Raw genomic sequence first — 20500 nt, 5'->3', positions numbered from 1 at the left:
AGCCAGAAAATCACGTTCTACAATACAATTATCAATACAGATTTCACATCAACATTGATAACAAAAATCATACTCAACAAGCCGTTAACACCCGTCCTGTGGGTTAATCGTTATCAACGATTCATTGCCGTGATTGCAGTCACATAACCTATAATTTCTATGCCTCCATATGCATTACCGACCTAAAAACCCAAATGCATCAACTTTTCGAATACCTTCCTCTCTTACACTGAACCTACCACTTAAGGCTTAGGGGTGCTAAATGGTTCCTACAATTTAGAACCTCCTAAATAGGCTTTTTATAATAACAAGCGGAATACTCCGCATCACACTGGAGAATAACTGTGAAGACAATTACCACAGATATCGCAGTCATCGGCGCAGGCGGCGCTGGTCTTCGTACAGCTATTGCTGCGGCTGAAGCTAATCCTGAACTGGAAGTAGCACTGATTTCTAAAGTTTACCCAATGCGTTCGCACACGGTAGCGGCAGAAGGCGGTTCAGCAGCGGTAATTAAAGACGAAGATAGCCTAGATAACCACTTCAACGATACTGTTGGCGGTGGCGACTGGCTATGTGAACAGGATGTTGTTGAATACTTTGTTGAAAACTCGACTCGCGAAATGATCCAAATGGAACAATGGGGCTGCCCATGGAGTCGTAAAGAAAACGGTGAAGTAAACGTACGCCGATTCGGCGGTATGAAGGTAGAGAGAACGTGGTTCGCAGCGGATAAAACCGGCTTCCACATGCTTCATACTCTGTTCCAGACTTCGATGAAGTACGACACAATCAAACGATTTGATGAGTACTTTGTGGTGGATTTGCTCGTTGAAGATGGCGAAGTACAAGGCCTAATCGCGATTCACATGTCTGAAGGTGAGCTTGTTACCATCAAAGCAAAATCTGTTGTTCTAGCAACCGGCGGCGCAGGTCGTGTTTACCACTGTAATACCAACGGCGGCATCGTAACTGGCGACGGTATGGCAATGGCTTATCGCCACGGTGTACCACTGCGTGATATGGAGTTCGTTCAATACCACCCAACAGGCCTACCGGGCACTGGCATCTTGATGACCGAAGGTTGTCGTGGTGAAGGCGGTATCATCGTCAACAAGAACGGCTACCGTTACCTGCAAGATTACGGCATGGGCCCTGAAACTCCAGTGGGCGAGCCGAAAAACAAATACATGGAACTGGGTCCACGTGACAAAGTTTCTCAAGCATTCTGGCACGAACAGCAGAAAGGCAACACCATCAAGCACCCACTTGGTGATGTCGTGCACCTTGACCTTCGCCACCTTGGTGAAGAGTACCTGCAAGAGCGTCTACCGTTCATCTGTGAGCTTGCAAAAGCGTACGTAAACGTAGACCCAGCAAAAGAGCCGATCCCAATTCGTCCAACCGTTCACTACACCATGGGTGGTATTGAAACTAACGGTACCTGTGAAACTCGTATTAAAGGCCTATTCGCCGTTGGTGAATGTGCTTCAGTTGGCCTACACGGTGCAAACCGCCTAGGTTCTAACTCACTGGCTGAGTTCGTGGTATTTGGCCGCGTTGCTGGTGAAGAAGCGGTGAAACGCGCTGCTGAATTCAAAGGCTGGAACGAAGAGTCTATCGCTAAGCAAGTGAAAGCGGTTGAAGAGCGCATCGCAGGTCTACTAAACCAAGAAGGCGACGAGAACTGGGCTGATATCCGTACTGAAATGGGTCACACCATGGAAGCGGGTTGTGGTATCTACCGTCAAGAAGACTTGATGCAAAAGACCATCGACAAACTCACTGAACTGAAAGCTCGCTACAAGAAGATCAGCATTAAAGACAAAGGCAAAGTATTCAACACTGACCTACTTTACGCTATCGAAGTGGGTTACGGTCTTGAAGTTGCAGAAGCGATGGTTCACTCAGCGATCCTTCGTAAAGAGTCTCGCGGTGCACACCAACGTCTAGACGACAACTGCACAGAACGTGATGACGTGAACTTCCTGAAACACTCTCTATCTTTCTACAACGAAGATGCAGCACCAACCATCGACTACAGCGGCGTTAAGATCACCAAATCTCAACCTAAAGCTCGTCTGTACGGTGAAGCTGCAGAGAAAGCCGCTGCCGCTGAAAAAGCAGCAGAAGAGAATGCTAAGAAGAGCGAAGAGGAGCAAGCATAATGTCAGCGAATCGAATCCAAAAAATTGAAATCCTGCGTTATGACCCTGAGCACGATGCAGAACCTCACTTTCAAACCTTTGAAGTACCATTTGATGAAACCATGTCGGTACTTGATGCGATTGGTTACATCAAAGATAACCTAGATAAAGACCTGTCTTACCGTTGGTCTTGTCGTATGGCGATTTGTGGTTCTTGCGGCATCATGGTTGATGGCGTGCCAAAACTGGCATGTAAGAGCTTCTTACGTGATTACCCGAATGGCTTCAAGATTGAGCCTTTGGCTAACTTCCCAATCGAAAAAGATTTGATTGTCGACATGACGCCGTTCATCGAGCGCCTTGAAGCGATCAAGCCTTACATCATTGGTAACGACCGTAAGCCAGAAGACGGCACGAACATCCAAACTCCAGAGCAAATGGCGAAATACAAGCAGTTCGCTGGCTGCATCAACTGTGGTTTGTGTTACGCAGCATGTCCTCAGTTTGGTCTAAACCCTGAGTTCATCGGCCCTGCGGCACTTGCTCTGGCTCACCGCTACAACCTAGATAGCCGTGACAATGGTAAAGCTGAGCGCATGAAGCTTATCAATGGCGACAACGGCGCTTGGGGCTGTACGTTTGTAGGTTACTGTTCTGACGTTTGTCCGAAGAAAGTAGACCCAGCGGCTGCAGTAAACCAAGGCAAAGTTGAGTCTTCAATGGACTTCGTTATCTCGATGTTCAAGCCTGATGGATCGCAAGTAAAAACAGCAGAGGAGGCATAATATGAGCAATCGTAAGCCTTATGTTCGTGAGATGAAGAGAACGTGGTGGAGCAACCATCCGTTCTACCGCTTCTACATGCTACGTGAAGCGACTGTACTGCCTTTGATTTTATTCACTCTGTTCCTAACCTTCGGTTTGGGTGCACTAGTGAAAGGCCCTGAAGCTTGGGCTGGTTGGTTGAGCTTTATGGCTAACCCTATCGTCGTTGGTATCAACATCGTGGCACTGCTAGGCAGCTTGCTGCACGCTCAAACCTTCTTCAGCATGATGCCTCAAGTAATGCCAATCCGTCTTAAAGGCAAATTGGTTGATAAAAAAATCATCGTACTGACCCAGTGGGCAGCGGTGGCTTTTATTTCTTTAATCGTTCTTGTTGTGGTGTAAGGAGCTTTCGTTATGAACACAAATTACAAAGTAAAACCTGTTAACCACAACCCACAACGCTCTGATGAGCCAATCTGGTGGGGCCTATTTGGCGCTGGCGGTACTTGGTTTGCGATGATCACACCAATCACGATCTTAGTGCTGGGTATCTTAGTGCCAATGGGCATCATCGATGCGGACGCAATGAGCTACGAGCGTGTGTCTGAATTCGCCACCAGCATTATCGGTGCGCTATTCATCATCGGTACGCTAGCACTGCCAATGTGGCACGCAATGCACCGTCTTCACCACGGCATGCACGACCTTAAGTTCCATGTCGGCGTTGCGGGTAAAGTGGGCTGCTACTTCGTTGCAGGCCTAATCAGCGCATTGTCTGTTATTTTCATCTTTATGATTTAAGAGTTAAGGGCAGATTCGAGATTCGAGATTCGAGTAATCGAGTAATCGAGTAATCGAGTAATCGAGTATCGAAGAGCTTAAAAGCAGAAAAGCGAAAGCAGAGCTAGGTTATCCAGCTCTGCTTTTTTGTTATTTGTTGAATATCTTATCTCTCTGACTCGACTCTGATCTTCCTGCTTTTCGTATCTCGCATCTCGTTCACACATATCTGCTCTTCCAGCTCTTCGTATCTCGCATCCCGCATCCCGCATCCCGCATCTCGTTTACGCGAATCTGATCTTGGGATACAAAAAAAGGCCGCCTAAGCGACCTTTTTCAGATACTTGAAGTCAATTACTTCACACGACCAACGTATTCGCCAGTACGAGTATCAACTTTAACAACTTCACCGATAGCGATGAATAGAGGTACGCGAACTACCGCGCCTGTTGCTAGAGTTGCAGGCTTACCGCCAGTACCTTGTGTGTCGCCCTTAAGGCCAGGATCGGTTTCTGTTACTGCGATCTCAACAAAGTTTGGTGGAGTTACTGTGATAGGGTTATCATTCCACAACGTTAGAGTACATACGTCGTTTTCAACTAACCATTTAGAAGTCTCGCCTACTGCTTTTGCATCAGCAGCGATTTGCTCGAATGTTTCGTTGTTCATGAAGTGGTAGAATTCGCCATCGCTGTATAGGTAGCCTAGTTCAACGTCTACAACGTCCGCTAGTTCTACTGTATCGCCTGACTTAAATGTTTTCTCTAACACTTTGCCTGACAGCAGTTTACGAAGTTTAACACGGTTAAACGCTTGGCCTTTACCTGGCTTAACGTATTCATTTTCGATAATTGAGCAAGGCTCGTTATCCATCATGAATTTTAAACCGCCTTTGAATTCATTGGTGCTTACTGACGCCATGATTTTCTCTTCCACATCTTTGAGTTAATTTCAATGCCGCATATCATAACCCGAAAAGTCGAATCTGTTGAGCAAAACTGGCTCAAACAACTATCGAATGCGATCTCTGACCCGACAAAACTGCTTGAGGCATTGGAAATAGACCCAACACCATGGCAAGCAGGCTTCGCTGCTCGTGAGTTATTTGCACTTCGGGTACCTCTTAGCTTTGTCGAACGAATGGAAAAAGGCAACCCACACGATCCATTGCTACGACAGGTTTTACCGCTAAGCGAAGAGTTTGAGGTACACCAAGGCTATTCCGCCGATCCTTTGGAAGAACAAGAAAATGCAATTCCGGGCTTACTGCACAAATACAAAAATCGTGCATTGATGATTGTAAAAGGCGGTTGTGCGATTAACTGCCGCTACTGCTTTCGTCGTCACTTCCCTTACCAAGATAACAAGGGCTCGAAGTCGGTTTGGCAAACCAGTCTCGACTATGTGGCGGCTCACCCAGAGATCAACGAAGTTATCTTGTCAGGTGGTGATCCACTGATGGCAAAAGACAGCGAACTCGAATGGCTGATCAATGCCATCGAACAGATTCCACATGTAAAGACCGCTCGAATTCATAGCCGATTACCGGTTGTGATTCCAGCGCGAGTGACTGACGAACTCTGCCAAACATTGACTAACACTCGCCTTAATGTAGTGATGGTCAGCCACATTAACCATGCTAACGAAATCAACTTAGAGCTCAAACAAGCCTTCCACAAGCTTAAGTTAAGTGGTGCTACTCTGCTCAACCAAGGCGTGATGCTTAAAGGCGTAAACAACAGCGCTAACTCATTGAAAGAATTAAGCGAAAAGCTATTCGACGCCGGTGTTTTACCTTACTATATGCATGTACTTGATAAGGTTCAGGGCGCCGCTCATTTCTATATTTCAGATGAAGAAGCGAAACATCACTTTAAAGGATTAATCTCTGAGGTTTCAGGCTACCTAGTTCCGAAGTTAACCCGTGAGATTGGCGGGCGCAGCAGCAAGACACCGCTCGACCTACACATTGAATAGAGAAGTTGTATCAATGAAACACAATACCTCAGTTGCTCCACCAGCAACCATATCTCAACCAGCGCTTAGGTTCAGCTCAAGAGGTTTCACCATCATCGAGCTGGTCGTGGTGATCGTGATTCTAGGTATTGTGTCGGTCACTGCAGCTTCTAAGTTCCTCAACCTTCAAACCGATGCTCGTATCTCGACATTAAACGGCCTTAAAGGCGGAATGGAGGGCGCAAGTGCTATGCTTTATGGTAAGACATCAGCATTGGGCTTAGATAAAGCAGCTAGCGCATCGATTAATGTTGAGGGTGACAATATCTCAGTGGTCTATGGTTATCCTGCAGCGATGAACGATCAAACTTGGTCACAGCTCATCGAATCAACCTTTCTAGATGCTGTTTGGGATACGGGTCGAGCTGACTGGTTCTTTACCAACACAGATGCGAATGATGGCATTATTCTTTATGCGCCTTCTAGCCGAAAAAAACAGGCTGATAACTGCTACCTTGAGTACCAAGAAGCGACAGAGACCACGACACCAGCCTTCACCTTAACAACAAGCGGCTGCTAGGTTTTAAGTAATCTTTATCAATCGTTAAGACAAAAAGTTTTTGTTCGATCGTCCGGTCTATTATTAGCATACTCGGCTCTATTCTAAATTTTTAGGAGGGGTGATATGTCACAATTTATAGAACAAACTCTCAACCTTGCCCCCTTTAGCTGGGCAGGCCTCGCTGCATGCATGCTGTGTGGTTCTTTAATCGGAATCGAAAGGCAAACACGCGGTAAACCCGTCGGAATCCGAACGTCGATTCTGATCATCAGTGGTACCTATTTCTTCCTCACCATGGCGATCAGCCTATCCCCCAACACACTCGATCAAGCTCGTGTGCTTGGTCAGATAATTACGGGTGTTGGATTTCTTGGGGCTGGTGTAATGATGACACTGGATGGCAAGATTCATGGCGTGACTTCAGCCGCAATTATCTGGGTACTCGCAGCATTAGGTATGATGATCGCACTAGGGCATCTTTCCCAATCGGTCATTATCACGCTAATGGCGCTAGTGATTCTGCTTGGTGTCGATAAAGTGGAAAACAGCTTCCAGAGCCTGCGTCGTGGCGTTCACCAAAAGTGGATGCGAAAAGGTCGCGTGAAGAAATAGCGCAGCACTTGGTAGCCTTAGTGGTAATGCCAATGATACAAAGAAGCCTAGTCAAACGACTAGGCTTCGCATTATTTTGGGAGAACTTAATACACTTGAATACACACCTGATTCTTACCCGCAGCCTTTGCCTTATAGAGCTGCTCATCAGACGAACGAATACTCTGGTTTTCCCACAAGTGCCCTACGCTGTCGAACTTATACAAAGAGTAAAGCGTCGCGCCACCAGACACTGAGATACTAATCTTGTCACCCGTAGGGCATCGATAACTCTGTAGGCTAATGTCGTTTTGAATTCGCTCAAAGATCGATGAAAGCAACTCAGACGATTCACCCGTAATCGCGACAACAAACTCTTCGCCACCAAATCGAGCCACGATATCTTGCTGTCTAACGCTGTTCAGCATCAACCGAGCAACATGGCAAATCACCTCGTCCCCCACTTTATAGCCATGCTGATCATTAACGACTTTGAAATCATCGATATCAAACACGCCAACACCAATAATCGGCTCCTCATCTTGCGCCAGTAATCGAGCCTCAAAACCACGTCGATTCAGCAAGCCCGTTAATGGGTCGCGCATTGCTAGCTCATTTAAACGCTGGTGCTCTTGTCTTGTATAGAAGCGCCATAGCCATAAAACTGAGAGCAGATACAAAACCAACAGTATCGAAAGCTGAATCTTCTCCATCTCCAATACATGCAGAAAGTGCTCGCTCTTATCTTCTTCAATACTCAGATATAACTGGGTGTCAATGTCATCAACATACAGAGGCTTGGAATACGTAAAATCCATAAACCCGTATTTGTTTGCGCCTCGAGTACTGGTGACTTTATAGCCATGGGTAGGGTTCGATACTAGGTTCGAGACATAACCATCGACACCCAACACCCCTTTAAACTCACCATTAACGTAGATTCCTTTGGTTAAGGTCACCACTTTCTGACCTGTCAGGTAGTCATCATATTGGCCGGTATACACCACTTGGTCTTGCCCTTGAGCTAAGCCAAAGCGAATCGTGTTCACCCAATAAGGCCTGCTATTCACAACCGAATCAAAGGTGTCGCCCTTAATGTAACTGGCAAAATCAGAAGGCGAAGAGATAATGAATTTCTCTTTTGAAATGAAATAAATCGCAGAGATGGTATCAATGGTATTGGCAAAATAAGCCATGGTCGGCGCGATGAACAGGCGCTTGCCCGCTTCGGTATAAAGGTCCGATTCCGGGTTGCACATCTCGCGAGGGCCAGAGAACATAAAATCAAAACGAGGGGCATGTTGCTCCTCACTGGTGAAGTAACACGTCTCACCCTCGATCTTTTTGTCATGCGAGAATACGTAGGTATCCCCATGCAGTGGATAAAGCGCAGTGATGTTGTACTCAAGCGCATTGATGATCTGTGTGAGCTCCGCTAAAGAGCGTGTTACGCCTTGGTTCTCCATTCCATACTGTTTATCTGATTCTTCCGCTGAATCAACGAGCAACAAGCTCAAAACTACTAAAAAACTGGCGGTCAGGCCTAAGAAAGCCTTTTTAAAATCGACGGTATGGTGGTTAATCAAAGCATATAAATCATCATTGGGAATTTATCGCACATTGTACCTATAAATTAAAACATCGCAACAACAAATATAAAACAACATGCTTATTGGGTAATTTGAGAAGTTTATCGTGGAAGTAGAATTGAATGTAATAACGCCCAAACAAGGGTTTAGGCGTTGATAGGCTTAGCGCTTAAAAGCTAATGCACTAACTGAACGTTGCTCGCCAATGGGAGAACCAAAGGCTAAACGACAGCGTTATTTAGCAAAGTTTACAATCGGGAAGCACGGGAAGAAACCGTTGTCAGCACAGTTGATCAGACCAACTTGTACGCCTTCGATTTTGTTGGTTTTGTTGAAGATACCAACCTGAACCGTAGACACTTCTGAAAGGTTCGCAGCGCCAACATCAACCATAGTGTTACCTTCTGAGTAGTTGACGAAACTCACGTTCGCGCCTTTCACATCATTAGTAATGTTCACAGCACCAAGGTTAACACCCGTTGTTTTACCCGTGTTCCAGTTGAAGAAACCTAGAGATGCACCGGTCATTTCTTGGTTCACTTTTGATGCACCCAAAATACCCAGGTTCACACCTGTGGTCGTTTGCGTCTCAGACATACCAACAACAGCAAGATCAAGACCTTTAAGGTCGTTCACTTGTCCGTGAAGTAAAGCCAAGCGCACACCGCCAACAGCATCTGAGTCAGGTGCGTTGAAGCCATTGATCGTTGAAAACATAACAGGCGAAGAGGCAAATGCCGCCGGTGCCATTACTGCTGCAGACACAGCAAGTACTGAAAGTAGTTTTTTCATTGGGGAGTCTCCACTGACTTATTGTTAACTTGATTAATCCATTTTTAATCAAGCATTTATTGTCCTTTATTCAACAGCTACCCATGTTAAATCAATGTAATAACTGTACTGTTGAATATAAGCCGCTAAATCATAAAGAGCAATGGTTAAGAGCAGATGCGGGATTCGAGTGAACGAGATGCGAAAAGCAAAAAAAACAGAGACCGAAACCTCCGCTCTAACGCTTATTATTCCAAACAAAATTCTAGGCGAGAAAATCAACATGTTTCACAAGCTTATAGCCCACACACTTATTGCCGCATCTAAAGCGATGTCATCCTAAAAAATTTATTGATAAAAGCTCAACAGACCTCAGGTATTCAAAAACTAATGTTCGTAAAATTCTGAAAATAAACTAAATTCTAATATAGGAATAGAACGATATGAAACAGTGGGAATAGCATGATTAAGGAACCTACGAATAAACAGACCATTAAAGCGATTATTTCGCGTGGTTTTTTGGCTATCGTGTTATTTTTAGGCCTCTATATCTATGTTAGCCATGCTCTGAAGAACAAAGAGCAGGACATGATTAATCTCCAGCTCAGTCTTTCTGAAGCTTATAGCGTTATGCTCTCTGTCAGACGACAAGAGCAGCAGTTTGTTTCCACAAGGCAACCAGAGATTCAAGAACAACTCAATATAAAGCGAAGTCAGCTGATCGAAAAGCTGGCTGAGATCGATGGGAAAATCGTACGAAGCGACCTCAATATTTCTTTTAATTATGCCAAAGTTGTCGAGTATCTCGACGAGTACCACACCGCCTTTACATTATTAGCCCTTGAGTTAGTCAGCATACATGGCAAGAGGGACCAAATTGGGCTCATTGAGAAACTAAAAAATGCAGCGTTGACACTTGAGCGCTTCGTACATGAATCCAATAATGTGCAGCTTGAAGAATTGACTTTAGAAACACAAGATCTCATGTATCAGTTCTTTACCGATTTTGATCAGACAACATTAGATAAGATTGTCGATTCATTGTTCAAAATCCAAGATGAAATAGAACAGAATTCCCGAACGATCAGTGCATTAGCTTCGTTTAATAATTTTAAACGCCACTTTTGGCGATTGCAGCGAGGGTTAAAGAGTGTCGGGTACAGCTCTGATAGCGGCCTCAAAGGAGAACTCACCAGCAGTATTTATCATGTTGAAGATGAGCTCAACTTACTTTTCACCGAAACACCCAAGCAGATCGCAGAGAGCCTGACGCAGATAAAGTCGTACAGCTACTTATCGACAGCCGCATTAGGAGGGGTGACGTTACTGGTGCTGCTTTATGTTGTGTGGCGTGCCAGTCAACTTGAAACTCAATTGATTGTTTCACAAGAGAAAGCACGACAAGCAAACCGTGCAAAAAGTGCCTTTCTTGCCAATATGTCTCATGAGATACGGACACCGCTTAATGGCGTGATTGGTATGTCAGAAATACTGGCAGAAACCAAACTATCCGCAGAACAGAAAGACTGCCTTGGGACTATCTATACCTCTTCTCAAACCTTACTTATGTTGATCAACGATGTTCTCGATCTGTCCAAAATTGAATCGGGTAAACTGGAAATTAATCCACATACGACAGACTTAAGAGAGCTGCTGTTTGATAGCGTGACTCTGATTTCTTCTAAAGCTTATCAAAAGCAGATTAAGTTGGAAGTTGAAATTGATGGCGAGCTCCCAGAGTACATTCATGTTGATGGGAATAAGATTCGCCAAGTGTTGATGAATTTAGCCTCAAATGCGATCAAATTTACAGAACAAGGCTCTATCGTATTCACCGCTAAACGGCTTCCATCATTGGAAACAGAGTGTGTGGTCGAGTTTTCTGTTCGAGATACAGGTATTGGTATCGCAGCAGACCAACAAGAGCACATTTTCAAAGCGTTTTGCCAAGAAGATACCAACATCACCTCCAATATTGCGGGGACCGGATTAGGGCTTAGTATTTCGTCACGTATGGTGGAAATGATGGGAGGCTCGATAAGCGTTGAGTCAGAGAAAGACGTGGGCAGTTGCTTTCATTTCCAATTAACCGTAGTGCCATCAGATCATTCTGAACATAAAAATCGTAAACAAACCGTTGTCTATTATTCAGATGCGCCATCGAAACTTTTACTCGATGACTTGTTCCGCCTTGGTTACTCACCACAACTAAAATCAATCGAAACAAACTTGGCGGCAACTGACCTCCCAGAGATCGCTTTGATGGAAGATATTAACCAAGCCAAAACACTGCATCGCTTAGCACCAGAGGTGAAAATCATCATAGTGAAAGATAATCTTAGTGATCCTATGAGTGAGTGTCATTTTATCTCAGGCTATGTGACTCTTCCTATGCTCGGTTCCCGCTTAAGTAGCATGTTGAACTCCGTGCTTGAAAGGTCACAGCCACAACCCCCTCAACATCAACCAGAGCCGATAGAAGCGACTGTACGTCAAAAAGTCCTCGTAGTTGAAGATAACCGCGTAAACCAGAAGGTGGTATGTATCAATTTAGATAAGTTAGGGATTGAATATTGGATTGCCAATGATGGACAAGAAGCGATTGATTTATATCGAGAGCATCATCAAGACATCGGCCTTGTTTTGATGGACTGCATGATGCCGAATGTAGATGGCTTTGAGGCAACAGAGCGAATCAGGCGCTATGAAGAAAACCTGCAACTTCAGGCAACACATATCCTCGCTTTAACGGCATCCGTGCTCGATGATGATATTAAACGTTGCTTCGAGTGTGGAATGAACGATTATCTTCCAAAACCATTTAAGCGTGACATGATGCTGCAAAAAATTGATGAACAACAGTTTACGCACAAGGCAGGCTGACCAAGGAGCTTTGGAAAAAAAGAGTGATGGTGAAGCTGAAATACAGATACGGGATGCGAATAAATAAGGCTTAAGAGCAAAAAAACGGAGACCGAAGTCTCCGTTTTCTAAAGCTTATGTGTGACTTTCTCTGCTATAGAGAAAGGGGGATGATTACATCATGCCGCCCATGCCACCCATACCGCCCATGCCACCCATATCAGGCATTGCAGGAGCTGAATCTTGTGGCTTATCAGTGATCATCGCTTCTGTTGTGATCATAAGACCAGCAACTGACGCTGCGAACTGAAGTGCAGAGCGAGTTACCTTAGTTGGATCTAGGATACCCATTGCAATCATGTCGCCGTATTCGCCAGTCGCCGCGTTGTAACCGTAGTTACCTTCGCCAGTACGAACGTTGTTAGCAACAACAGATTCTTCATCACCTGCGTTCTTCGTGATTTGACGGATAGGCGCTTCCATTGCACGTAGTGCAACACGGATACCGACGTTTTGCTCTTCGTTGTCGCCTTCAAGGCCAGCAACTTTAGATGCAGCGCGGATAAGTGCAACACCACCACCAGCAACCACACCCTCTTCAACGGCAGCGCGAGTTGCGTGAAGTGCATCTTCAACGCGGTCTTTCTTCTCTTTCATCTCAACTTCAGTTGCAGCGCCTACTTTGATTACTGCAACACCGCCAGCTAGCTTAGCTACGCGCTCTTGAAGTTTCTCTTTGTCGTAGTCAGACGTTGCATCTTCGATTTGTTGACGGATTTGAGAAACACGACCTTGGATCATTGTTTCTTCGCCCGCGCCATCGATGATGGTTGAGTTTTCTTTAGTGATAGTTACACGCTTAGCTTGACCTAGGTCTTCTAGCGTTACTTTCTCTAGGTCTAGGCCGATCTCTTCAGAGATAACCGTACCGCCAGTTAGGATAGCGATGTCTTGCAGCATAGACTTACGACGGTCACCGAAACCAGGCGCTTTAACAGCAGCCACTTTAACGATGCCACGCATGTTGTTCACAACTAGAGTTGCAAGCGCTTCGCCTTCTACATCTTCAGCGATGATAAGAAGTGGACGAGATGCCTTAGCAACTGCTTCTAGAGTCGGAAGAAGTTCACGGATGTTCGAAACTTTCTTGTCGATAAGAAGAATGAATGGGCTTTCTAGATCAACAGAACCTGCTTCTTGGTTGTTGATGAAGTAAGGAGATAGGTAACCGCGATCGAACTGCATACCTTCAACTACGTCTAGCTCGTCTTGTAGAGCCTGACCTTCTTCAACTGTGATAACGCCATCACGACCTACTTTTTCCATCGCTTCAGCAATGATGTTACCTACTGTCGAATCAGAGTTCGCAGAGATAGTACCTACTTGCGCGATAGCTTTTGTATCTGCACATGGAACAGAAAGGCCTTTTAGCTCTTCAACTGCAGCGATAACTGCTTTGTCGATACCGCGCTTAAGATCCATTGGATTCATGCCAGCAGCAACGGCTTTTAAGCCTTCAGTGATGATTGCTTGAGCAAGAACTGTTGCTGTAGTCGTACCGTCGCCCGCCGCGTCATTCGCTTGCGAAGCCACTTCTTTAACCATTTGCGCGCCCATGTTTTGGAACTTGTCTTCAAGTTCGATTTCACGTGCAACTGAAACACCATCTTTAGTGATAGTCGGTGCGCCAAATGATTTGTCTAAAACAACGTTACGGCCTTTAGGACCTAGTGTTACTTTTACTGCGTCAGCCAGAACGTTTACACCTTCTAGCATTTTAATACGTGCGTCATTACCAAATTTAACGTCTTTAGCAGCCATCTTAATTTCCTTTCAAATTCTTTGTTTCGGGGCGTCTCAGCGTTATCGCGTCATTCTGAACAGTGAGGGACGAACGTGATTCAGAATCTACTCAAATCGCACTCTGTTTAGATTCCAGATAATTCGTTCCTCATTTCTGGAATGACGATATGAATCATCCAATACTGGCTCTGATAACTTTTACTGAGAGTTAAATGAAAAATAGATTACTCGACGATCGCCATGATGTCGTTTTCAGACATAATCAGAACTTCTTTGCCGTCGATTTTTTCAGTTTTCGTGCCGTAACCTTCAGCAAAGATAACGGTATCGCCAACTTTTACGTCCAACGGTTGCACTGAACCGTTTTCTAGAATGCGGCCTTTGCCGACAGCTAGAATGATACCGCGAGTCGATTTTTCTGCGGCAGAACCAGTTAGAACGATGCCACCAGCAGATTTAGATTCAACTTCTTGGCGCTCAACGATAACTCGGTCATGTAGAGGACGGATATTCATCGGTCTTATCTCCTGATAATTTCCATTTAAATTTTGATAGTTGCCACGATTAGCGTGGGTCAAACAATATGTTGGGGCGATGTGAAAGATCCCAAGGGGGGAACGAAAAAATTGTGAGCTAAAGTGCAGATTCTCACCCCTCATCTTTCCCTGCTTTTCGTTTACTCGTATCCCGCATCTGTTTATCCTACGCTTTTGGTTTCTATCGGCGTTTTGCATGCAAGATAAGCACGGGCTATTAACGGCCCCAATTGAGAGTACATTGCGTACCATGACCATACCGACCATATTCGGTATGGTGGCGATCTTGATGTTTAACTTGGTCGATACCTTCTTTATCTCACTGCTCGGCACACAAGCACTTGCAGCAGTGAGCTTTACCTTTCCAGTCACCTTTGCCATCAACTGCATCACCATGGGGATTGGTATTGGCTTATCGACATGTATCGGTCGATTGCTTGGCCAAGGCAGCGCACAAAATGCAGCACGCTTTACCTGCCATGGATTATTACTCGCGCTACTTCTGGTCTGCTGCGCTTCCGCTGTTGGCATTATCTCACTCGACCCCTTATTTACTTTATTGGGTGCCGAAGCGGAGTTACTGCCTCTGATCTCTGAGTACATGCTGATCTGGTATATCACCATTCCCCTATTAGTGATCCCAATGGCAGGCAACAGCGCTATTCGTGCCAGTGGCGATACCAAAACGCCTGCTAAAATCATGATGCTGGCAGGGTTAATCAACGGCGTTCTCGACCCTTTGCTTATTTTTGGATACGGCCCCTTCCCTGAACTAGGGATTCAAGGTGCTGCAATTGCAAGTGGTTTCAGTTGGTTTGGCGCTTTGTGTTGCTCGCTGTACATCTTGATTAAACGAGAAAAGCTTCTGGCTTTACCGAATATCAAAAACATCCTTAGCGATTGGTATCAAATACTGACTATCGGCACTCCTGCGGCACTGTCCAATGCGCTCAATCCATTAGCGGGTGCCATCATAATGATGATGTTGGCCAAACAGGGAACCGAAGCCGTTGCTGCTTATGGTGCTGCTCAGCGTATTGAATCCATTCTTATCATTGTGTTGATGTCTCTGACTTCAGCCCTTACGCCTTTCATGGCGCAGAACTTTGGCGCAAACAACTCTCAACGCAGCTTTAAGGCATTGTTTCTCAGTATGCGTTTTGCTGTGATGTTCCAAGGTTTGATTTTCTTAATGATGGTGCCGTTGAGCATCCCCTTAGCTGCCCTGTTCTCTCAAGAAGAATCCGTACGAGGCATTTTGTGGCATTACTTGTTGGTCGTCCCCTTTAGCTATGGATTCCAAGGTATTGTGATGATGCTGATCAGTGGAATGAATGCCATGCATCAACCACTCAAAGCCTTTCAATGGAGCTTCATGCGTTTGTTTGTGTTTACCTTGCCCTTTGCGTGGATAGGCAGCCAAATTGATGGTGTCGAAGGGTTGTTTATTGGTTTAGCCTTGGGGAACATCATGGGTGGTATTTCAGGGTATTGCTTTGCACTTCGTGTGAGGGCTAAAGCAGATGCGGGATACGAAGAGGGATAGTACAAACCAAAAACTGAAAGACAAACGCTGACTACGCAGCGCTTAGTCCATCTTCGTTATATTTATGTCGCTAGAGCAAAGTTGATCGTATTTACCTTCGCTAGATTAACGTTCTGTTTTGCTTGCCACAGATCATAGTGATCCTGCATTGTTAACCAACTCTCCGGGGTTCTACCCAGTGACTTAGAAAGACGTAAAGCCATTTCAGGAGAAACTGCACTTTGGCCTTTAAGAACACGATTCAGCGTAGAAGGGGATACATCAAGCTGCTTTGCAACAAAACGACAGCTATAACCAAACGGTTCCATATATAGGTCATAAATAAACTCACCTGGGTGAGGAGGGTTGTGCATACTCATTAGTGATAATCCTCATAATTTAAAATATAGGCATTACCATCAATAAATTCGAAAGTAATACGCCAATTACCATTTACTGTGATTGACCAAATACCATCTCTATCCCCTTTTAATGGGTGAAGCTTAAAGCCAGGTAGATCAACATCATCAATAATGGTTGCAGTATCTATAGCTGCCAACTGCATCCTAAGCTTACGCTCATGCTTAGCTTGAATACCGGCTTTACTGCCAGTCTCAAAAAACTTTTTGAGACCTTTATGCTTGAATGTTTTAATCATACAGAGAGTGTAGCGTGTTGCGCATCATGAATCAAATTTCAAGCAGCTTAAGAGCAGATGCGAGATTCGGGTAAACGGGATGCGAAGAGCCTCAAAAACAGATACGAGATTCGAAGAGCTTGAGAGCAGAAAAAGACTAAAAGAAGGAAGATGACATGGAAGACACCACTTACAAAATGTTCTATGACGCACCGATTGGCAAGATGATCATTGTGAGTAATGGTGTGTCGCTTATTGAAATTGACCATGTAAATCACGAAGAGCTAATGACTAGCAATCCAGATGAGCTTTGCCAACTGGCGACGAAACAGTTAGATGAGTATTTCGCAGGTCAACGAACAGAATTCGATTTGCCATTAAGAGCGATAAAAGGCACTGACTTTCAAAAAGTAGCTTGGCAGGCTTTAACAACCATTCCTTATGGCGAAACCATCAGTTACGGTGAACAAGCAAAGAGAATGGACAACCCAAAAGCCGTAAGAGCTGTGGGTGGTGCAAATGGCAAGAACCCATTTAGTATTGTTGTACCTTGCCATCGAGTCATCGGCGCAAATGGCACATTAACCGGCTACACCGGCGGCATGAACCGCAAAGAGTGGTTACTGGATTTTGAGCGTTCGGTTGTAGATAGAACGCAATAAGCCTTACCTCGCTAGATCAATAATATAAAGTTTCACCATCAAGAAGCGCCATTATCACCAGACAACATATAGTCTATATTTAAAATTTCATACAAAGAGGTGATGGTAATGTCCACTGATACGATTGAATCTTATGAAGATCGAAAGCGTAGAGATGGAGCTATAGCGCTAATGAAACTATTATCGTTTTCTATTGATGATAAAAAACATGGCCGAGTCAATTCAGGTACTCAGATTCGAGATAAACTGGCAAAACGTAAACAATCGGTTCAAGAATCAACATCACCGTTACGCTGATAATAATACGTTCGGTTACTTTAGTTTAATCCCATAAGTGTCAATATGGGCAAGTAACTCGCTTGATGTAATTCTATGCTTAACGAGCAAGTCAACCTTGAATGGAAGCGACGACTGTTCTAAACGATCTTGCAAGCCTGCGACGACACTTAACGAAATCCCATGCCCCTCGATAACAATATCGATGTCGGAGTTATCTTTATAAGTTCCAAGGGCTCTAGAACCGAATACCCAGGCATGAATGACTGAGACATGGTTCAAAACAATATCCTCAATCAGCTGATACTGATGAGGCTTAAGGCCGACCGAGTCTGGTTTAACCAAATAACTATCGATCACATTTAACCTCTTGTTCGCATTGACCCTCTTGATCACATTTAAGCTTTAAATAGAGTGTGACTTGCCCTATCACTGGTGAAAATGACTCTAAGATCAGTGACTGAGCTTCAAGGACATTTTCCTCATCATAGGTGTGGGACAATAAATTTCGTTTTATGAGTGCTTCAAGCATAATCTCACACTGCTCCGAAGACAGGTGCTTAGCTTCTAAGGCCGTACGAAAAACGCTCCTCGGCGAAGCCACATCAAACCCTTCAAACTCAAGTAAGTCTTTAAGGGTCTTCCATGTCAGTTCGAAAGAAAATTCAAAAGTTTGTACTAACCCAGCGAGCTCTAACTCATTGTAGCTATCTTGTGAGCACGCTCTCTCAAGCCTTTGCTGCGCTTTCATTAAGTTTTGCAGTCGTTGCTTCCAACGGTCTGGGTTTGAGTTCATATAAACAGCCTAAATATAAGGTAAAAGACAAGTATAGTATGAGCCTTAAGCTACCTAATCATTCAAGCAATGTCACTCTTTCGATATTCATCAAGACTGTTCTTTTCGTCTTTTGTTTAAGGTCGTGCCCTTCTGTTCTCCCCTGCATGTTTTTCTTACCCAATTCCTGCCCTTAAGCTCTTCGTATCCCGTTTACTCGCATCCCGCATCTATACTCAAATTCCAGATACAAAAAAACGGCCACACTCACGCGTAGCCGTTCTAGTATTCGATGAAAGTTAAGTGATTACTTAACGATCACATCGCCTGACATCTCAGCAGGGATTGCGATACCAGACAAAGAAAGCATCGTTGGTGCAAGGTCAGACAGCTTACCGCCCTCTTTGAACTCAACGTCTTTGTTACCTACGTAGATAAGTGGCACTGGTAGGTTAGTGTGTGCAGTGTGGATGCCGCCCGTTTCTGGGTTTACCATCATTTCCGCGTTACCGTGGTCAGCTGTGATTAGCAGTTGGCCGTCCGCTTCTTTGATTGCTTCAACCACTTTACCAAGACATTCGTCTAGCGACTCTACCGCTTTAACTGCTGCATCGTAAACGCCAGTGTGGCCAACCATGTCACAGTTAGGGAAGTTACAAACGATAGCGTCGTATTTGCCGCCTTTGATTGCGGCAACAAGCTTTTCAGTTAGCTCTGGTGCGCTCATTTCTGGCTGTAGGTCGTAAGTTGCTACTTTTGGAGAAGCAACAAGTTGACGCTCTTCACCTTCGAACTCGTCTTCGATACCGCCATTGAAGAAGAAAGTAACGTGCGCGTATTTCTCTGTTTCAGAGATACGTAGCTGCGTTTTACCTTCCTTCGATAGCCATTCACCGTAAGTGTTCTCTAGAGAAGCCGGTGGGAATGCACATAGAAGCGGGATGTCTGCTGCGTATTGAGTCAGCATCACGAAATCGATCGCTGGGAATACGTTACGAGCAAAACCATCGAAATCAGGAACGAATGCACGTGTAATTTCACGAGCACGGTCAGCACGGTAGTTCATGAAGATAACTGCATCGCCATCTACGATAGCGGCAGACTCTTCGCCTTCTGCTTTGATTTCAGTCGCTTTTACAAACTCATCGTTTTCATCACGAGCGTAAGCCGCTTCTAGGCCAGCAACCGCTGTATCAAACGTGAATTCTGCTTTTGCTTGAGTCAGCAGGTCGTAAGACTCTTGAACGCGATCCCAGTTGTTATCACGGTCCATTGCGTAGTAACGACCAATAAGCGAAGCCACACGGCCTTTGCCTAGCTTAGCGAACAGTTCTTGGAAACGTGCCAGTGTGTTTTCTGCGCTACGTGGCGGCGTATCACGGCCGTCTAGGAATGCGTGTAGGTAGATTTTCTCTGCGCCACGTTCTGCTGCCATTTCAACAGCTGCGTAGATGTGATCTTCATGAGAGTGAACGCCACCTGGAGACATAAGGCCCATGATGTGAACCGCTTTCTCAGCTTTCACCGCTTTATCGATAGCGTTCACTAGCGTTTCAGTTTGGCCGAACTCACCATCTGAAATTGACTTAGTAATACGAGTAAGATCTTGGTATACCACGCGACCCGCACCAATGTTGGTGTGACCCACTTCAGAGTTACCCATTTGGCCATCAGGTAGGCCTACATCTAAGCCAGAAGCCGAGATTAGCGTGTTAGGTTGGTTAGCAATAAGACCGTCTAATACTGGTGTTTTAGCGTTCGCGATAGCGTTGTCTTGGTTGTCTTCACGGTAACCGTAACCGTCAAGGATCACTAGAGCCATTGGCTTCTTAGCTGACATAGGACTGACCTCGTTCAATTCAAAATAAATCGGTATTAAAACAAATTAGCGTAATTTTACTACAGTTTACAGTCAAAACTGTAGTGGAAGATCAAGAAAGGTGGCAGGTAGTAGGATCGGTTGTGAAAAAAAGTGTCATTTGATGAACAACGTTTCGCCGACATGACTATCGAGCAAGCCGTTATTCTCTGAATGAACAATGAAGTCGAGCGATATCTTTGAGGTGTGGTTATCCAAAGGAAAACCCGCTTCGCCCCCCCCCTCGTCCAAGCGGGTGGTGACAGTCTTTTCTACTCATGTAATTGGCGCCGCTTTTAGTCGTGGTAACGACATGAAATTATTGTTGTTGCTTGCTCATCGATTGCATAAAAAAGCCTATTTGTATCGTCAATACGGCGAGACAAAAAGCCAACTAAAGAT

General features: G+C 44.9%; 21 protein-coding genes and 1 pseudogene. 11 read left to right on the top strand and 11 right to left on the bottom strand.

Annotation, left to right across the window (positions count from 1 at the left end; all coding sequences use genetic code 11):
* Positions 1-344: 344 nt before the first annotated feature.
* The 4 genes from frdA to frdD are packed head-to-tail and all read left to right on the top strand — an operon-like array spanning position 345 to position 3716.
* Positions 345-2168 (top strand): fumarate reductase (quinol) flavoprotein subunit, encoded by a 1824-nt coding sequence (frdA, locus tag AB4209_RS17550; protein ID WP_372056696.1) that lies wholly within the window; start codon positions 345-347, stop codon positions 2166-2168.
* Positions 2168-2932: a succinate dehydrogenase/fumarate reductase iron-sulfur subunit gene (locus AB4209_RS17545; protein WP_009847917.1), complete on the top strand. Its 765-nt coding sequence runs from the start codon at positions 2168-2170 to the stop codon at positions 2930-2932. Before frdA ends, AB4209_RS17545 begins: the two co-directional genes overlap by 1 nt.
* 1 nt (position 2933) lies before the next feature.
* A complete protein-coding gene (frdC, locus tag AB4209_RS17540; RefSeq protein WP_017061300.1) occupies positions 2934-3317 on the top strand; it encodes a fumarate reductase subunit FrdC in 384 nt (127 codons plus the stop codon).
* Between the two features lie 12 nt (positions 3318-3329).
* Positions 3330-3716, top strand: coding sequence for a fumarate reductase subunit FrdD (frdD, locus tag AB4209_RS17535; protein ID WP_017067166.1), 387 nt, complete (start codon positions 3330-3332; stop codon positions 3714-3716).
* Positions 3717-4049: 333 nt separating this feature from the next.
* Here the strand turns inward: frdD and efp are convergent, their stop codons facing one another.
* Positions 4050-4616 (bottom strand): elongation factor P, encoded by a 567-nt coding sequence (gene efp, locus AB4209_RS17530; protein ID WP_017067165.1) that lies wholly within the window; start codon positions 4614-4616, stop codon positions 4050-4052.
* A gap of 33 nt (positions 4617-4649) precedes the next feature.
* Here efp and epmB point away from each other — a divergent pair, with 33 nt between their 5' ends.
* The 3 genes from epmB (at position 4650) to AB4209_RS17515 (ending at position 6825) form a co-directional block, all read left to right on the top strand.
* Entirely contained in the window at positions 4650-5672 is a 1023-nt protein-coding gene (gene epmB / locus AB4209_RS17525) for an EF-P beta-lysylation protein EpmB (RefSeq protein ID WP_372056694.1), read from the top strand.
* A gap of 13 nt (positions 5673-5685) precedes the next feature.
* Entirely contained in the window at positions 5686-6231 is a 546-nt protein-coding gene (locus tag AB4209_RS17520) for a prepilin-type N-terminal cleavage/methylation domain-containing protein (protein ID WP_102320025.1), read from the top strand.
* Positions 6232-6336: 105 nt separating this feature from the next.
* Complete coding sequence (locus tag AB4209_RS17515; RefSeq protein ID WP_004733333.1) at positions 6337-6825, top strand: MgtC/SapB family protein; 489 nt, start codon at positions 6337-6339, stop codon at positions 6823-6825.
* 86 nt (positions 6826-6911) lie between these two features.
* On the opposite strand, the gene AB4209_RS17510 is transcribed toward AB4209_RS17515, so the two are convergent.
* Both AB4209_RS17510 and AB4209_RS17505 read right to left on the bottom strand, forming a co-directional pair.
* Positions 6912-8390: a diguanylate cyclase gene (locus tag AB4209_RS17510; protein WP_372056692.1), complete on the bottom strand. Its 1479-nt coding sequence runs from the start codon at positions 8388-8390 to the stop codon at positions 6912-6914.
* 237 nt (positions 8391-8627) lie between these two features.
* The gene (locus AB4209_RS17505) at positions 8628-9185 is read right to left on the bottom strand and encodes a VC2662 family protein (protein WP_017061293.1); all 558 of its coding nucleotides are present in this window, start codon (positions 9183-9185) and stop codon (positions 8628-8630) included.
* A 441-nt stretch (positions 9186-9626) separates the two neighbouring features.
* Between AB4209_RS17505 and AB4209_RS17500 the strand changes: the two genes are divergently transcribed.
* The gene (locus AB4209_RS17500; protein ID WP_372056690.1) at positions 9627-12047 is read left to right on the top strand and encodes an ATP-binding protein; all 2421 of its coding nucleotides are present in this window, start codon (positions 9627-9629) and stop codon (positions 12045-12047) included.
* A 153-nt stretch (positions 12048-12200) separates the two neighbouring features.
* Here the strand turns inward: AB4209_RS17500 and groL are convergent, their stop codons facing one another.
* Entirely contained in the window at positions 12201-13847 is a 1647-nt protein-coding gene (gene groL, locus AB4209_RS17495; RefSeq protein ID WP_372056688.1) for a chaperonin GroEL, read from the bottom strand.
* Positions 13848-14053: 206 nt separating this feature from the next.
* Complete coding sequence (locus AB4209_RS17490) at positions 14054-14344, bottom strand: co-chaperone GroES (protein WP_010433998.1); 291 nt, start codon at positions 14342-14344, stop codon at positions 14054-14056.
* Positions 14345-14561: 217 nt separating this feature from the next.
* Between AB4209_RS17490 and AB4209_RS17485 the strand changes: the two genes are divergently transcribed.
* Positions 14562-15911: an MATE family efflux transporter gene (locus AB4209_RS17485; protein ID WP_017067999.1), complete on the top strand. Its 1350-nt coding sequence runs from the start codon at positions 14562-14564 to the stop codon at positions 15909-15911.
* A 62-nt stretch (positions 15912-15973) separates the two neighbouring features.
* Here AB4209_RS17485 and AB4209_RS17480 read toward each other — a convergent pair whose 3' ends face one another.
* A complete protein-coding gene (locus AB4209_RS17480; RefSeq protein ID WP_017067998.1) occupies positions 15974-16270 on the bottom strand; it encodes a HigA family addiction module antitoxin in 297 nt (98 codons plus the stop codon).
* A complete protein-coding gene (locus tag AB4209_RS17475; protein WP_017067997.1) occupies positions 16270-16548 on the bottom strand; it encodes a type II toxin-antitoxin system RelE/ParE family toxin in 279 nt (92 codons plus the stop codon). The genes AB4209_RS17480 and AB4209_RS17475 overlap by 1 nt, the downstream gene beginning before the upstream one ends.
* Before the next feature lie 155 nt (positions 16549-16703).
* On the opposite strand from AB4209_RS17475, the gene AB4209_RS17470 reads away from it, so the two are divergent.
* Both AB4209_RS17470 and AB4209_RS17465 read left to right on the top strand, forming a co-directional pair.
* Complete coding sequence (locus AB4209_RS17470; protein WP_372056686.1) at positions 16704-17189, top strand: methylated-DNA--[protein]-cysteine S-methyltransferase; 486 nt, start codon at positions 16704-16706, stop codon at positions 17187-17189.
* Between the two features lie 108 nt (positions 17190-17297).
* Positions 17298-17486, top strand: a complete 189-nt coding sequence (locus AB4209_RS17465) for a hypothetical protein (protein ID WP_017071100.1) — start codon at positions 17298-17300, stop codon at positions 17484-17486.
* A 15-nt stretch (positions 17487-17501) separates the two neighbouring features.
* Here AB4209_RS17465 and AB4209_RS17460 read toward each other — a convergent pair whose 3' ends face one another.
* The 4 genes and pseudogenes from AB4209_RS17460 to AB4209_RS17445 all read right to left on the bottom strand — a co-directional run.
* The gene (locus AB4209_RS17460) at positions 17502-17825 is read right to left on the bottom strand and encodes a nucleotidyltransferase family protein (protein WP_019822029.1); all 324 of its coding nucleotides are present in this window, start codon (positions 17823-17825) and stop codon (positions 17502-17504) included.
* A complete protein-coding gene (locus tag AB4209_RS17455) occupies positions 17815-18261 on the bottom strand; it encodes an HI0074 family nucleotidyltransferase substrate-binding subunit (RefSeq protein ID WP_017093683.1) in 447 nt (148 codons plus the stop codon). The genes AB4209_RS17460 and AB4209_RS17455 overlap by 11 nt, the downstream gene beginning before the upstream one ends.
* Positions 18262-18547: 286 nt before the next feature.
* On the bottom strand, positions 18548-20080 hold the full coding sequence (gene gpmM / locus AB4209_RS17450) for a 2,3-bisphosphoglycerate-independent phosphoglycerate mutase (RefSeq protein WP_017060549.1): 1533 nt from the start codon (positions 20078-20080) through the stop codon (positions 18548-18550).
* Positions 20081-20394: 314 nt separating this feature from the next.
* Positions 20395-20499 (bottom strand): annotated as a pseudogene (locus AB4209_RS17445) (type II toxin-antitoxin system YoeB family toxin); the annotation flags it as partial.
* Between the last annotated feature and the right edge of the window lies 1 nt (position 20500).

The sequence above is a fragment of the Vibrio sp. 10N.286.48.C11 genome (assembly GCF_041469805.1).
GTDB lineage: Bacteria > Pseudomonadota > Gammaproteobacteria > Enterobacterales > Vibrionaceae > Vibrio > Vibrio crassostreae_C.
The sequence above is the reverse complement of the archived record's forward strand: the minus strand, read 5'-3'. Positions and strand labels throughout refer to the sequence as shown.